Source organism: Candidatus Methylacidiphilales bacterium (assembly GCA_028713655.1).
In the GTDB taxonomy this organism is placed as follows: domain Bacteria; phylum Verrucomicrobiota; class Verrucomicrobiia; order Methylacidiphilales; family JAAUTS01; genus JAQTNW01.
On record JAQTNW010000005.1, the window covers coordinates 1 to 13951 of the forward strand.

At 55.7% G+C, this 13951-nt stretch carries 12 protein-coding genes; 3 read left to right on the top strand and 9 right to left on the bottom strand.

What is annotated here, in order from left to right; translation table 11 throughout:
• Positions 1-164 precede the first annotated feature (164 nt).
• The 6 genes from PHD76_02580 to rplM all read right to left on the bottom strand — a co-directional run bounded on the left by PHD76_02580 (position 165) and on the right by rplM (position 5590).
• Positions 165-1403, bottom strand: coding sequence for an acetylornithine/succinylornithine family transaminase (locus PHD76_02580; protein ID MDD5260710.1), 1239 nt, complete (start codon positions 1401-1403; stop codon positions 165-167).
• A 52-nt stretch (positions 1404-1455) separates the two neighbouring features.
• Positions 1456-2352, bottom strand: a complete 897-nt coding sequence (gene argB, locus PHD76_02585; GenBank protein MDD5260711.1) for an acetylglutamate kinase — start codon at positions 2350-2352, stop codon at positions 1456-1458.
• Positions 2349-3554, bottom strand: coding sequence for a bifunctional glutamate N-acetyltransferase/amino-acid acetyltransferase ArgJ (argJ, locus tag PHD76_02590; GenBank protein ID MDD5260712.1), 1206 nt, complete (start codon positions 3552-3554; stop codon positions 2349-2351). Before argJ ends, argB begins: the two co-directional genes overlap by 4 nt.
• 7 nt (positions 3555-3561) lie before the next feature.
• Positions 3562-4593, bottom strand: a complete 1032-nt coding sequence (gene argC / locus PHD76_02595; GenBank protein ID MDD5260713.1) for an N-acetyl-gamma-glutamyl-phosphate reductase — start codon at positions 4591-4593, stop codon at positions 3562-3564.
• Between the two features lie 141 nt (positions 4594-4734).
• On the bottom strand, positions 4735-5130 hold the full coding sequence (rpsI, locus tag PHD76_02600) for a 30S ribosomal protein S9 (GenBank protein MDD5260714.1): 396 nt from the start codon (positions 5128-5130) through the stop codon (positions 4735-4737).
• A gap of 28 nt (positions 5131-5158) precedes the next feature.
• Positions 5159-5590: a 50S ribosomal protein L13 gene (gene rplM, locus PHD76_02605; protein ID MDD5260715.1), complete on the bottom strand. Its 432-nt coding sequence runs from the start codon at positions 5588-5590 to the stop codon at positions 5159-5161.
• A gap of 174 nt (positions 5591-5764) precedes the next feature.
• Between rplM and ilvB the strand changes: the two genes are divergently transcribed.
• Positions 5765-7573 (top strand): biosynthetic-type acetolactate synthase large subunit, encoded by a 1809-nt coding sequence (ilvB, locus tag PHD76_02610; protein MDD5260716.1) that lies wholly within the window; start codon positions 5765-5767, stop codon positions 7571-7573.
• A gap of 236 nt (positions 7574-7809) precedes the next feature.
• Entirely contained in the window at positions 7810-9270 is a 1461-nt protein-coding gene (locus tag PHD76_02615) for a terpene cyclase/mutase family protein (GenBank protein MDD5260717.1), read from the top strand.
• 32 nt (positions 9271-9302) lie between these two features.
• Here the strand turns inward: PHD76_02615 and PHD76_02620 are convergent, their stop codons facing one another.
• From PHD76_02620 to PHD76_02630, 3 genes are all read right to left on the bottom strand, one after another.
• Complete coding sequence (locus PHD76_02620; protein MDD5260718.1) at positions 9303-11108, bottom strand: ATP-binding cassette domain-containing protein; 1806 nt, start codon at positions 11106-11108, stop codon at positions 9303-9305.
• A 441-nt stretch (positions 11109-11549) separates the two neighbouring features.
• Positions 11550-12689 (bottom strand): SAM-dependent methyltransferase, encoded by a 1140-nt coding sequence (locus tag PHD76_02625; GenBank protein ID MDD5260719.1) that lies wholly within the window; start codon positions 12687-12689, stop codon positions 11550-11552.
• A gap of 33 nt (positions 12690-12722) precedes the next feature.
• A complete protein-coding gene (locus PHD76_02630) occupies positions 12723-13100 on the bottom strand; it encodes an NADH-quinone oxidoreductase subunit A (GenBank protein ID MDD5260720.1) in 378 nt (125 codons plus the stop codon).
• 327 nt (positions 13101-13427) lie between these two features.
• On the opposite strand from PHD76_02630, the gene PHD76_02635 reads away from it, so the two are divergent.
• On the top strand, positions 13428-13895 hold the full coding sequence (locus tag PHD76_02635) for an AP2 domain-containing protein (protein ID MDD5260721.1): 468 nt from the start codon (positions 13428-13430) through the stop codon (positions 13893-13895).
• Positions 13896-13951 lie beyond the last annotated feature (56 nt).

Genomic DNA, 13951 nt, shown 5'->3' on the forward strand with positions numbered 1-13951 from the left:
TGAAACGCGGGTGCGCGTCGAGCTTTTTGAAACAATCAAGCCGTAGGTCTGGCCCCGCAGCAACTCGGCATGAAACCGGCCCCGCTGCACTTTGAACTGCTTGGCGAGCCGGAATATCTCATAGGCTTCGTCCCGCGAAAAATCATGAACTCTTAAAAAGCTTCTCATAATGTCTTTTTGATTATCTCCAGAGCCTCTTCCAAATGCGCCTGCTCCACATTCAGCGGCGGAAGGAAGCGAAGCACATTACCCCCGGCAGGCACCAGAAGCAATCCCGCGGCGGCGAGTTTTCCGGCCGCCTGGATCGGGTCTCCGTCCAGCACCAGCCCGACAATGCCTCCCATGCCCCGCACAGCGATGATTCCATGTCTGCCCACCATCCGGCCAAGCGCGGCCTTCAAAAATTCACCCTGCTTCCAGATGTTTTGGTCGAGTTTCTTTTCCTCAACTTCATCCAGCACCGCATTGGCAACCGAACAGGCCAAAGGTGTGCCGCCAAAGGTTGTCGCGTGTGTGCCCGGCTGCAGAACATCGGCATGCGCCGCCGCGATCCATACCGCGCCGATCGGGAATCCGCCACCCAGGGATTTAGCCATGGAAATCCCGTCAGGCAGCCAGGGCTCCTTGACGCCCGCATCACCGAGGATCCGTTGAAAACTCTGGAACCGTCCGCTGCGGAAATAACCGCACTGGACGGCGTCCATAAGCAGGAGCAATCCGCGCTCGCGAGTTAATTTCCTGAGACCCAGCAAATACTCCGGTGTTGCGGCGGTGACCCCGCCCTCGCCCTGGATGCCTTCGATCAATACGGCCGTTGTTTTATCCGTGATGGCGGCCTTCACAGCGGACAGATCATTGTAGGGCACATACTTGAATCCCGGCATTGTGGGTTCGAAGCCGATCTTTACCTTTTCCTGTCCGGTTGCGGCGATGCCCGCGAGGGTCCGTCCGTGAAACGAGTTCAGGGCGGTGATGATTTCATAGCGGCCTTTGTCGTGGCCGACCTTGCGGGCCAGCTTGTATTGGGCTTCATTGGCTTCCGCGCCGCTGTTGCAGAAAAACATCTTCCCCGGGCCGACCAGGCCCACGAGGCGCGCGGCGAGCACACCCTGCTGTTCGTTGTAATAAAGATTTGAGGTATGCACCAACTGGGACGCCTGCTTCGCCAATGTTTCGGCAATCCGGGGATGCGCGTGGCCCAGTGAATTGACCGCAATGCCGCCCCCCATGTCCAGATAGCGTTTGCCGTCGGCATCCCAGACATACATGCCCTGGCCATGCGAAAGCACCAAGGTCTGCTTGTAGGTCGGCACAACATATCCGGCATAGAGGTTCCGCACCGCTTCGGCGCGGCTTTGCGCCTCCGTCCGCTCCGCTCCCAAAATATGTTCGATCTTTGACATGTTTCTGTTCCAGCAAGACAGCACCACAGGCGCCCATTCGCCCGGCAATGCCTTATTTTAAAATAATTTCCGTGCCGATGCCCTTGTCGGTAAAAAGTTCCAGCAGCAGCGCATGCGGAATGCGTCCATCAATCAAGTGCACCTTTTCAACGCCCAAATGCAAGGCCTTCAGGCAGGAATTCACCTTGGGGAGCATTCCACCGTCGATAATGCCTTCCTTTTTCAAATCCTCCACATCCGATTCCGTAATCGTTGGGATACGGGTTGAAGCATCTGCCGGATCGCGCAAAACACCATTCACGTCCGACAGGTAAATGATCTTTTCCGCTTCAAGCGCGATGGCCATCTCGGCGGCGGCGATGTCGGCGTTGATGTTATACACCTGCCGGGATTCATCCTGCCCAATAGGTGAAATCACCGGCACAATTTCCTGCTGGATGCATTCCAACACCTTCGGCACCTGGCACCCGGTCACATCCCCGACAAAACCAAGATCCACGTTTTCGCCCTTGTGTTCAAAGGGCGGCGACTTCCGCGCGCGAAACACATCGGCCCCTGAAAACGACCGGGCCTTGCCTCCCAGCTCATTAAGCTTCGCGACGATGCCCGGGTTGATTCCGGTATCGAGGACTTCGGACACAATCTGTACCGATGCCAAATCGGTCACACGCAATCCGGCAATGAACCGCGCCTCCAGCCCCTGTTCCTTCATCCGCCGCGTGATGGCCTTGCCTCCGCCGTGCACAACGACCGGATTGATGCCAACCGCTTCGAGAAAGACAATGTCGCGCAAAACCAGCGACACGAGCTCAGGGTCTTCCATGGCGCTGCCTCCGTATTTGATGACGATGGTATGCCCGCGGAATTTTTGCAGGTAGGGGAGGGCTTCGACAACCACATCGGCCCGCCGGATCTCGGCGGCAAAAGCTGTATCCAAATGAGTGCTCATTCGCCTTTGTTTAAGGAAACATATTCCTCTGTCAAATCATTCACCAACAACCAATAGGACCCCTTGCCAAGATGCAGATCAATGTAGAGGGCAAAACTCGGCTTGCTGGCTACTTTTTTCAGCCGCGCACGCGGCGTCGCCGCAGCCAGGCCGCCTTTCACCGCGAGCAATCCATTGTAATAAATATCCACCAGTTCCTCACGGAGTTTCACCCCGCTATAACCGAGGACATCCATCAACCTCCCCCAATTGGGATCATTCCCGCACCAGGAACATTTCACCAGAGGCGACCGGGCAATGGCTTCGGCGGCCTTCCGCGCATCGGCGTCGTTGTTTGCGCCCTGGACGGCAAGCTCGACGACCTTTGTAATCCCCTCGCCATCCTCGATGATCAAACGGGCCAGTGCGGACAAAACCTTGTTTAGGGCCTCCTGAAATTTTGAAAATTCCGGATGGGTACGCCCGATGGGCTCCGCCATCGCCATGCCGTTGCTCAATAAAATAACGGTGTCGTTCGTGCTTGTGTCGCCATCGACGGAAATCCTGTTGAAAGACTGCTCGACGGCGTCCGCCAGAGCGTGCCGGAGCGCCTTTAATTCGACCGCCGCATCGGTTGTGACGCAACAAAGCATGGTCGCCATGTTGGGATGGATCATTCCAGCGCCCTTGGCCATGCCGCCGATCACGACCTCGCGCCCATCGATCATGATCTTGACGGCGCATTCCTTCGCATACGTGTCCGTTGTCATGATGGCCTTGGCCGCCACCCGCCCGCCCTGATGGCTGAGTTTTTTGACAAGCTTGCCGATTCCCTTTGTAATTTTGGGCATGGGAAGCGGAATTCCTATCCTTCCTGTAGAGCAAACAAGGACTTCCTGCCGCCGACATCCGAGCCTTTTGGCGGTTTCGGCCGAGCTGGCCTTGGCGTCCTTGATTCCCCGGACGCCGGTGCAGGCGTTGGCATTGCCGCTGTTGAAAATGACGGACCGGACCTTGCCCCGCTTGACGTGCTCCATACTCAGCTTGACGGGCGCCGCTTTGACCTGGTTGGTGGTAAAAGTTGCTGCAACAGCTGCGGGGCACTCGGACACAACCAGCGCCATGTCCTTTTTTGAGTCGGACTTGATCCCCGCGGCGACGCCAGAGGCCACAAATCCGCGCGCGGAAGTCACGCCGCCGTTCTTGATCCATTTCGTTTCCATAAAATCCTTACACAAGCCCCGTTGCCTCGTTGAATCCAAAACGCACATTGAATGCCTGCAACGCCTGCAGGGCTGCTCCCTTGCCGAGATTGTCCAATGCGCTGAAGCAGAACAACCGGTTTGTCCGGGGATCGCAACGCACCGCCACCTCGCAGGCGTTTGTATGCATCACCCGCCTGGTTTCCGGCAGTTGGTCCGAGGGAAGTACGGGAACGAAACGTTCACCCGCATAATCGGTTTCATAAATCTTCTGCGCCTGCTCCTGCGTCAACGGGGCCGTCAGCGTCGCGCAGCATGTGGTCAACATGCCCCGCACCACGGGAACAAGATGCGGTGTGAAGGAAAGAGTGACCGCCCCGCCCGCCACACATGAAAGTTCCTGCTCGATTTCCGGAATATGCCGGTGCCTGGGGACGCTGTAGGGCGCGAGGTTTTCATCCCGTTCGCAAAATGAATAGAGCGTGTCGGCCTTTTTTCCGGCGCCGGAAATGCCTGACAAAGAGTTGACGATAATAGTCTCATGCCGGACGAGCTTGTGCCGCAGGGCCGGGGCGAGCGCCAGGATCGCGCTGGTCGGATAACATCCGGGGCAGGCAATCAGCCGCGCCTGTTTCAGTTTCTCCCGGTAAAGCTCGGGCAGGCCGTACACAGACTCCTGCAATAAGGCAGGGGCCGGGTGCGCAGCCTTGTAATATTCCTGGTAAAGGGCCGTGCTCTTCAGCCTGAAGTCCGCGCTCAAATCCAGGACTGTCTTCCCTGCTTTCAGCAGCGGTACGGCATATTCCGCCGCCACTCCGTGCGGCAGCGCCAGAAAGAACACATCGGCGCAGGCGGCCACAGCGTCGGGCGCCAGATTTTGAAAAACCAGATCCGTGGGAGGGGCGGAAGGCCCCAGCACGCGGGCCAGGGGCTGCCCGGCCTGCTGCCTGGATGTGATCGCCGTTATTGAAATGTTAGGATGCCGCAACAAGGCGCGCAGAAGCTCCTCTCCCGTGTAACCGGAGGCGCCGATCACCGCAACTTTCTGGCTGCCGGACATAAGAAGAAAAACATGCAGGAACTCAGCCCGCTTAGCAAGACTGCGCTGACGCCAACACGCGGGATCGGTGAATGATTGTTTGGAGCATAAACAAAAAAAGCGTCCCGGATGAACGGGACGCTTTTTGAAAACGTTTCGCAATCAACGCTTGGAGAACTGGAAGCGTTTGCGGGCGCCCGGCTGGCCTGACTTTTTACGCTCTTTCATGCGCGAATCGCGGGTCAACAAACCTTTGGCCTTGAGCGTGGGGCGCAACGCGGTGTCCACCTGGATCAGCGCCCGTGAAATTGCGAGGCTGGAAGCCCCGGCCTGGCCCTGAAGTCCGCCGCCTGCGGCGCGGATCTGGACATCAAATTTTTTCTGGTTTTCGGTGAGGATCAGGGGCTGCAACGCCTGCAAGCGCTGTCCCGCCGTGCGAAAATACTCTTCAAAGGGCAGGCCATTCACAGTGATGGTGCCTTTGCCGGACTTGAGATTGACCCGGACTACCGATGTCTTGCGGCGGCCAACTGCGTTAATGATTGAAGTGTCTGCCATATATGTAGATATAGAAAAAGGTTGAATATTAACGGACAGTGATTGCCTTGGGTAGCTGGGCTTCATGCGGGTGCTCGGCGCCCGCGTAAATGTGAAGCTTTTTCAGGACGGTGCGGCCAAGACGGTTGTGCGGCACCATGCCCTTCACAGCGCGCTCGATAATCAATTCGGGGCGGCGACGGCGCAAATCCTTGGCAAGTTCGTTCTTCTGACCGCCAATGAAGGCCGAATAGGTGCTGTACACCTTCTGGTCTTCCTTTTTGCCGGTAAAGACCGCCTTGCCCGCGTTGATTACAATGACATGGTCGCCCGTGTCCACATGCGGGGTGAAAATAGCCTTGGTCTTGCCGCGCAACAGGTTTGCTGCTTTCTCCGCGACACGGCCTATGACTTGGTTTTGTGCGTCAATCACAAACCATTTGCGTTCAAGGGACTCTGCTTTAGCCGAAAAGGTCTTCATAAAAAGGAACGTAGAACTTATTTTCCATAACCCACTCTGTCAACGCTTTTTGTTGTCAGAATGAAAAATTCTTTTACACTGGATGATCCAGTTTGGCAGTTGCATGACGGACCCAGGAGCCCGCCACGCAGAAACAAGCCGGAAAACTGAAGCAGTACTACACAGCGAAAACCTATGAAAAAGGCAAAGACGAAAACGACGGCATCCACCTCATCCAAACGGGCGCTTGGCTCGGTTATGAATGGCGCTGAAGTCCTCGTCGCCGCTCTTGAGCGTGAAGGCGTGGATACTATTTTCGCCTACCCCGGCGGTGCCAGCATGATGTTCCACCAGGCGCTCACACGGTCCAAGAAAATCCGCACCATCCTGCCCAGGCACGAACAAGGCGGCGGTTTCATGGCCGAAGGATATGCCCGCGCCACCGGCAAGGCCGGCGTGTGCATGGCCACTTCCGGCCCTGGCGCGACCAACCTCGTGACCTGCGTGGCCGATGCCTTCATGGATTCCATTCCGCTCATCGCCATCACCGGCCAGGTGGCCCGCCCCATGATCGGCAAGGGCGCCTTCCAGGAAACCGATGTGTTCGGCGTGGCCGTGCCGATTGTGAAGCACAGCTACCTTGTGATGGATGTGAACGACATCCCGCGCGTGGTGAAGGAAGCTTTTAAAATTGCCACCACCGGACGCCCCGGCCCGGTGTGGATCGATGTGCCCAAGGACGTTCAAGCCTCCACCACCCAGCCCGTTTTTCCGGATCATGTGGAATTGCGCGGCCTCGGAGAGCCTCCCAAGGCCGATGACCTGGCCTTGCACGAAATTCTCGGACTGATCGAAAAATCAGAGCGTCCCATGCTTTATGTGGGCGGCGGCATCATCTCGTCCGATGCCACAGCCGAACTCCTCAAGTTCGCGGAAGCCACGGACATTCCCGTGACCACAACCCTGATGGGAATCGGTTGTTTCCCGGAAACCCATCCCCTGTCCTGCAAATGGCTCGGGATGCATGGCTCGGTTTACGCCAATTATGCGGTGGATGAATGCGACCTGCTCCTGGCCCTCGGCGTGCGTTTTGACGACCGCGTGACCGGCAAGGTGAGCGAGTTCGCCAAGAAAGCCACCATCGTGCATGTGGAAGTGGACAATGCCGAGATCAACAAAAACAAGACGGTGAATCTGCCCATTCTCAGCGATGTGAAATACGCGCTGAAACGGTTGAACCAGATCATTCAAAAGGAAAACCGCAAGCGGAAGAGATTTCCGGCCTGGCGCCAGAAAATAAACGACTGGAAACGCAAGTATCCCCTCCACTACAACGAAGTGCCCGGCCAGATTCTGCCGCAACGCGTGATCGAGGAAGTGTACAACCTCACCAAGGGCGAGGCCATCATCTCCGTGGGCGTGGGCCAGCACCAGATGTGGGCGGGACAATTTTACGACTTCGCCAAGCCCCGAAGCTTCCTGAGTTCCTCGGGACTCGGCTCAATGGGCTTCGGTTACCCCGCCGCGCTTGGCGCCAAGGTGGCGCTGCCCCATCGCCAGGTGATAGACATTGATGGCGACGGCAGTTTCGTGATGAATATCCAGGAACTGGCCACCGCCACCGCCGAAAACATCCCGGCCAAGATCATCATCATCAACAACCAGCACCTCGGCATGGTGGTGCAATGGGAAGACCGTTTCTTTGACAGCAACCGCGGGCATACCTACCTCGGCTTGCCGCACCGTCGCGAGGAAATGTATCCGAACTTCGTGAAAATTTGCGAAGGGTTCGGCGTGCCGGCGGAGCAAGTGGCCAGGCCGGAAGACCTCATTCCAGCGCTCAAGCGCATGCTGGCGGCCAAAACCCCTTACCTGCTTGATGTGCTCGTGCCCTACACCGAGCATGTGCTGCCAATGATTCCAGCCGGACGCACGGTAAAGGAGATCATCATCGAACCGATGGTGAAAGGCTCAACCCGGATCCACGGGGAAATTCCCGGTTGAACTCGGCGGTTGCCAGAAAATCAGCCAAGCTGCTCCCTATACAGGTCAGAGGCAACTTGCTATACTTCGCGGGTGAACCCCCGGCATGCGTCATGAGGAAACGCCTCATTACCTCAATATGCATCTGAAGAGGCACTCCGACTTGTGGCGTGCTGCAGAAAGCTTGGGTATCCATGCTTGCCATCACGTTTTTTTGGATATAACTCAAGTATAGGCCCATTTCAAACGACATACCCATGAAAGCCCAGACCCTCCAAAAGATCCTGCCCGCCAGCGCACTGCTCATATCGATTCTGATTCATCTGTGCATTTTCGTGGCCATCAGCGGGATCATCGTAATTGTAGCCTATGCTCCCCCGCAAGCCTTTGAGTCCGACAACATTCAGCCCAGCAGTGGCCCGACGGACCAACCGCCGGAGGCGATTCCAGAGCAGCAACCGGATCCGATGGCCACTACGCCGGATACCCCGCCAGACCCAACTCCCCAAACTCAAGTTGCCAACGTCAATACAGATGTCATCACATCCTCCAACCCATCCCAGGAATTTCAAATCGCAGCACCCCCCATCGGGGCCATCGCAACCAACAACCCTGAAAAAAGCAGCTCCGCCAATATTATTAGAAAAATCTCATTGGCGCCCACCATGTCGGCACGCAGCGGCGAGCAACGGGCCGAAGCCATGTCAAGATCCGGCGGCAAGGAGGCAAGCGAACAAGCGGTGCTGAACGCATTGCGCTGGTTGCAAAAAGTACAGAATCCAAATGGGACCTGGGGTGAAAGGTGGCCAGGCGCAATGACAGGCCTGGCAACCTTGTGTTACCTCGGACACGGTGAAACACCCATGACTTCCAGGGAATTTGGGAGTACAGTGGAAAAGGCCATCAACGCCCTACTGGATGCCGGCGCCAAGAATGAAGGAAACATGACACTTCGTGGGAAAGACTTCGGAGACAATGAGAGTACCTATGAGCATGCCATAGCCACCTATGCGCTCTGCGAAGCTTATACCATGACCAAGGACGAACGTCTTGCGCCCGTGGTCACAAAGGCCGTTGGCTACATCCTGAAAGGCCAGGGACCCGATGGCGGCTGGGTGTATCGTTATACAAAAGCCGTACCCAGCGATACCTCCGTAAGCGGCTGGCAAATCCAGGCACTGAAAGCCGCAAAACTGACAGGGCTGCCAATTGATGGCATCCCCGATGCCCTGGACAAGGCCATGAAAAATCTGGATCGCGTGTATAACCCCAAGACTGGAGCCTATGGATACCATGTGCCGACGGATCGCGCTTACTCACTTACCGGCGTAGGCGTCCTGTGCAAAGTATTCTGGCAGGAGAACATCGACGGCAGCATTCGCCAGTCGATAAAAGAAATTATGGCCGGGCCGCCTGTAAAATACGACCTGCCTACCTGCAATTTATACGCGTGGTATTATCATACACAGGCCTGTTTCATGGTCGGTGGCGGCGCTTGGGCAAAATGGAACAGAATGTTCCAGGACGAAATCGACAGAAGCCAGGATGCGGACGGGAGCTGGCCTCCAAATCCTAAAAGCAAGGAAGGGCTGACCACGGCCGATACCGTGGATGGCTCGCTTTACCGCACCTGTCTTTGCACGTTGATGCTGGAAGTCTATTATCGCTATTTGCCCACGGGCAAACTAAGCGGCGAAGTAAAAGAAGACCCGGAGTAGGGCGTAACGAGCCCGGAGGACGGCGCAATCTGTCACTTGCAGGCTTCTCGAATTTGTTCCAACTCCTCCCAACGCTGATAGCCCGTTGAAATGCGCACCTGCAACGCGGCCAGCTCTGCCTCCAACAACTTCGCTTTCCCGCCTCCGTCCTTATACAATTCCGGATCACAGAGCCTTTTTTGCAACTCTCCCAGCTCCGTTTCCAGCTTTTCCAGCAGCCCCGGGATTTCTTCCAATTCGCGCTGTTCGCGATTGCTAAACTTCCTGGGCTTGACCGGTTGCGTAGGTTCCTTCTTTGTTTCCACCCTGGTCCTGGCTGCCGCTGTTCCCGGCCTTTTTGCCGCCTGACTCTGTTTCAGCCAGTCGGCGTAGCCCCCATTATATTCAACGAAACAGCCAGGCCCCTCGTACACCAGTATGCTTGCCACGACATTGTCCAGAAAATCGCGGTCGTGCGAAACCAGCAGCAGTGTGCCGTTGTATTCGACTAGCAAGTCCTCAAGCAATTCCAGGCTTTCCGAATCCAGATCATTGGTTGGTTCGTCCAGGATCAGCACATTGGTCGGTTGCAGAAACAACCGTGCCAGCATCACACGATTGCGCTCACCGCCTGACAACACCTTCGCAGGCATGCGTGCCCGTTCCGGCTCAAATAAAAAGTCCTGCATGTAACTCAAGGCATGGCGCGTCTTGCCCTGAAATGTCACCGACTCAGCCTGGCCCACGACGTTTTGTGCGACGCTTTTGCTTTCATCAATGGTTCCCCGCATCTGATCCAGATACACAACCTGGAGCCTTGTCCCCAATTTGACCGCTCCCGAATCCGGTTTGAGATTGCCGAGCAAAAGTTTGATCAGCGTGGTTTTGCCACAGCCATTCGGCCCAATGATGCCGATCTTGTCCCCGCGCCAAACGGTGGTGGTCAAACCATCCACCACGGGTGTTGTGTCATAGGCAAACGTCACGGCATCGGCCTCAATGACCTTTTGCCCCGACTGGGAGCCTTCCTGGATTTCCATCTTTGCCGTCCCGATCCGCTCTCGGCGCTGCTTGCGCTCAGACCTCATCTGTTCGAGAGCGCGTACACGGCCTTCGTTCCGGGTGCGCCTCGCCTTGACGCCCTGCCGGAGCCAGGCTTCCTCTTGGGCCAGTTTTTTGTCGAAGAGCGCCCTTTGCTTTTCCTCTGCCTCCAATGTGGCCGCTTTGCGTTGTAAAAAGTCGTCGTAGGAACAGTTCCAACTGCTGAGATGTCCGCGGTCGAGCTCGACAATGCGCGTGGCCAGTTTGCGCAGGAAACTGCGGTCGTGCGTGACAAAAAACAGGGTCGGCTTGTGTTCCAAAATCCATTGTTCAAGCCAGAGTATGGATTCAATGTCGAGATGGTTGGTGGGCTCATCCAGCAACAACACATCAGGCTTTCCGGCCAGCGCCCGTGCCAGCAGTACCCGCCGTTTGAGTCCCCCGGACAATCCTTCAAAATCGGCGGATACCGGCAACGACATTTCCTCGGCCAGCGCATCGAGTCGCACATGGGTTTCCCATTCCTCCTCATGCCGTTCCGGGCTCAGGCCGGACTCAATGACCTGCATGACTGTGCCGGAGATATTTTCGGGGATTTCCTGGGTCAGGCGCGTGAACACGAAACCGGGCGGATGGGCAATCTCGCCCGAATTCGGGCTTTCCTCGCCTGCGATCAGGCGCATGAGGCTGGTTTTGCCGGCGCCGTTGCGCCCCAGGAGGCAGACACGCTCACCGGCATCGACCTGCAGATCCACCGCGTCAAGGAGCGGAACCGCGCCATAGCGGAGCGTGACTTCTTTGAATTGAAATTGCGGCATGGCGGCGAGTCTGGAGATCCAAGGGCCGCAGAGGAAGGCCAAAACTTACTGAGAGTTGTACTAACGGTTAATCTTGGTACAGTCCTTGCAGCAGGGGCAAGGGAAAAAAATACATAAGACCAAGCGTCAGGAAAGACAGGAAAGGCGGCGCTTGGAAGGCTGCCTATTATTGGATCAAGGTCACAGCCGGGCGGAAGTGGCTCGCAAGCTCAAGGCCAGTTGCAGCGGCAACTTGTAAATGGAACCAGCGACGGCAAAAGGGCACAGTCCAAGCCCAATCCTTCTGGAAGCAACCAGGTCTCTCCTGACCATAATAGGTTAACTACTTATGGGAAAGTTAGTAAGTTTTAGGAATTCGGCAGCCAAAATCCTCCTCAACGCTCTCCGCAATCTTTTTGTAAAAGAGTCCTCTTGGGTTGTTCATTATATGGCTTTGCAACCTCACAATTCCGCAAGGCGGGCCTCGCCCTTGCTTTGAATCAACACCTTGAAAAGGCTCCCCATCATCTCGGTATGCATCAACGTTTTAAAATGGCGCAGTTGTTGGCCCAGCCCCGGTTCATTGGGGTTCTGCTTCATGCCCTTTTCGATTTCCCGCAAAAAGCCCAGCCTGCCGAGTTCGATCAAAAAGTGGTGCTGGTCAGAGTAACGCAACGTTTTCAGCCCTTGGGCTTCCCCTTCCTCCTTCAAAAGGCTGAAATTGACGTTCGAAGTCAAATCCTGCGCGCCGGGCAGCGACAGCACATCCTCAAACTGCCGGTGCTTGGAATAAGCGCGCAAGGTCCCCTGGGGCCGCTCTGGCTTATATAAATCTTCCGCAAGGCCCCCATAATCGATTATCACAACAACCCCCTGCCCCAAAGTCCGCGCCACCTGCCGCATCCACTCTGCCGCCTCAATATGGATTTCCGCAACATACCCTTCGATCTGCGGCAGTTTCCACCGAATAATTTCACTTTGCAGGGATTCATTGCACGCCGCCTCCACCCAAACAAAGCGCTGAAGGTCCCCATCCCATCCCACAAGTCGTTCCTTCCAATCCTTGCCACGGAAGCAGACGCAATCCACAGGAAAACTGTCGATCAATTCATTGCTGAAAAAAACTCCGTTCAGCGAAGCATCCGGAATTTCATCCAAACCGCCATGCCAGACAATTTTACCATCAGCGGCGTACGGTTCGATTGCTTTTTCCTGCTTGCGGCGCAAGCCTGGCAATGGTTCTATCAAAATATAGGTGCATGCCGAGAAAGCCTCCGGATGCCGTTGGGTAAGCGTGTCAAGAATGTCCCGGCAAAGTTGTCCGTTGTGGCCCCCCTGCTCCACCAACTGCCAGGACGACGGCCTGCCCATCGACTCCCAGATTGTCGCAAACCCATCCGCAAGCAAACGGCCAAAAAGAGGTCCGGTTGAAACACTGGTAAAAAAATCACCTCTACGGCCCAGAGCGGCTGTGCCCGAAGCATAGTAGCCCAGCTCCGGTTCGTACAGGCACAGGCGCATGAAGCTGGAAAAACGGATCGCGCCGGATTTTTGGATGCGAGCGCGGATACATTCGCCCAATGGCTCCGGATTTTCAGGCATGGGCATGCAGGCTAAGCCCCCCTGCGGGTCGGGTCAGCGTTTGTTCCAGTCAAACACGCCTTTTTTATAGGCGTAAAGATGGCCAACTTCCAGGAGAAGCACAAACGCAACCATCGCCTCCAAGACAGACCAGCCCAGGGATTTGACCAGATCGCGGAAACAAACCGCCCACGGGTACATAAAAATCACTTCGATGTCGAAAAGGATGAAAATCATGGCGACCAGGTAGAACTTGACCGAAAAGCGGGGCTGGATGGCTCCTAGGGTGTCTTTCCCGCACTCGTAGGCAACGTCCTTGCCCTTCTGGGCGCGCCCGCGTTTCCCTAGTATGATGGAGGTGGCCACCCCGCCGAGGGCAATCGTCAACGCCACAACCAACTGAAACAAGACCGGTAGATAATTTCGAATCACAACCATCAGTTTATTAGATGCCTGCAATGCCATGACAAGGCTAATTTGCAGGGCTATTGGTCGGCTGTTTTAGCCGTATCATTATTAGAACTTTTGCGCTCGGCGTTTTGGCAGGAGTTATTCTAATTAACCCCGGTTAAATTTTAACTTTTGCTTGGAACCTGCGCAAAACCCTCACATGTTGCAAAACCTATAAAAGCGTCACTAACAAACATTTATTGAAATAAATGGCTTCATTTACTGGACAAGCTCCGGAGTTGGACCTAATGTGGTCATAAGTACTTCCATCCACTCTCGAAGTGCTTAACCAACAAAATATAACTAATTATGGCTAAATCCACCAAGAAAAAATCCGCTCGCCGCAAAGGCGCGCGCTATCCGGGAGTCAGCCGGATTGATCAACCCGAAAAACACAACCACGGTTTCTATGTGCGCCTGACCCGCAATGGAAAACGTTTCGCCAAGTTCTTTTCCGACCTCGGCTACGGCAGCAAGGAAAAGGCACTCTCATCCGCCCGCAGATACTATGCGGAGCTTGAGAAAAAGAACCCCCCGATGTCCCGCAAGGCTTTTGCTCAGATCGAGCGCCGGGCCAGCAAAACAGGCATCGTCGGTGTCAGCAAAATCACCAAGATCGTGAAAGGCCGCGCTTATAAATTCTGGCAGGCCACTTGGAGCCCCGTTGCAGGCCAAGTCAGGAAACAGGCGTTCTCCATCAAGAAATATGGTGAAGGAAAAGCCAAGGAACTGGCAATCAAGGCCCGCAAAAAGGGCTTGAGCAGCATGAAGGATTAATCGATCGCACTCCTCGATAACTTATTAAGTCTTAAAAGCCGGCCGGGATCATCCCG

Bases quoted from the DNA above. Each gene is read 5' to 3' on its own strand.
- PHD76_02580 (MDD5260710.1), bottom strand. From the start codon at position 1,403: ATGTCAAAGATCGAACATATTTTGGGAGCGGAGCGGACGGAGGCGCAA.
- argB (MDD5260711.1), bottom strand. From the start codon at position 2,352: ATGAGCACTCATTTGGATACAGCTTTTGCCGCCGAGATCCGGCGGGCC.
- argJ (MDD5260712.1), bottom strand. From the start codon at position 3,554: ATGGAAACGAAATGGATCAAGAACGGCGGCGTGACTTCCGCGCGCGGA.
- argC (MDD5260713.1), bottom strand. From the start codon at position 4,593: ATGTCCGGCAGCCAGAAAGTTGCGGTGATCGGCGCCTCCGGTTACACG.
- rpsI (MDD5260714.1), bottom strand. From the start codon at position 5,130: ATGGCAGACACTTCAATCATTAACGCAGTTGGCCGCCGCAAGACATCG.
- rplM (MDD5260715.1), bottom strand. From the start codon at position 5,590: ATGAAGACCTTTTCGGCTAAAGCAGAGTCCCTTGAACGCAAATGGTTT.
- ilvB (MDD5260716.1), top strand. From the start codon at position 5,765: ATGAAAAAGGCAAAGACGAAAACGACGGCATCCACCTCATCCAAACGG.
- PHD76_02615 (MDD5260717.1), top strand. From the start codon at position 7,810: ATGAAAGCCCAGACCCTCCAAAAGATCCTGCCCGCCAGCGCACTGCTC.
- PHD76_02620 (MDD5260718.1), bottom strand. From the start codon at position 11,108: ATGCCGCAATTTCAATTCAAAGAAGTCACGCTCCGCTATGGCGCGGTT.
- PHD76_02625 (MDD5260719.1), bottom strand. From the start codon at position 12,689: ATGCCTGAAAATCCGGAGCCATTGGGCGAATGTATCCGCGCTCGCATC.
- PHD76_02635 (MDD5260721.1), top strand. From the start codon at position 13,428: ATGGCTAAATCCACCAAGAAAAAATCCGCTCGCCGCAAAGGCGCGCGC.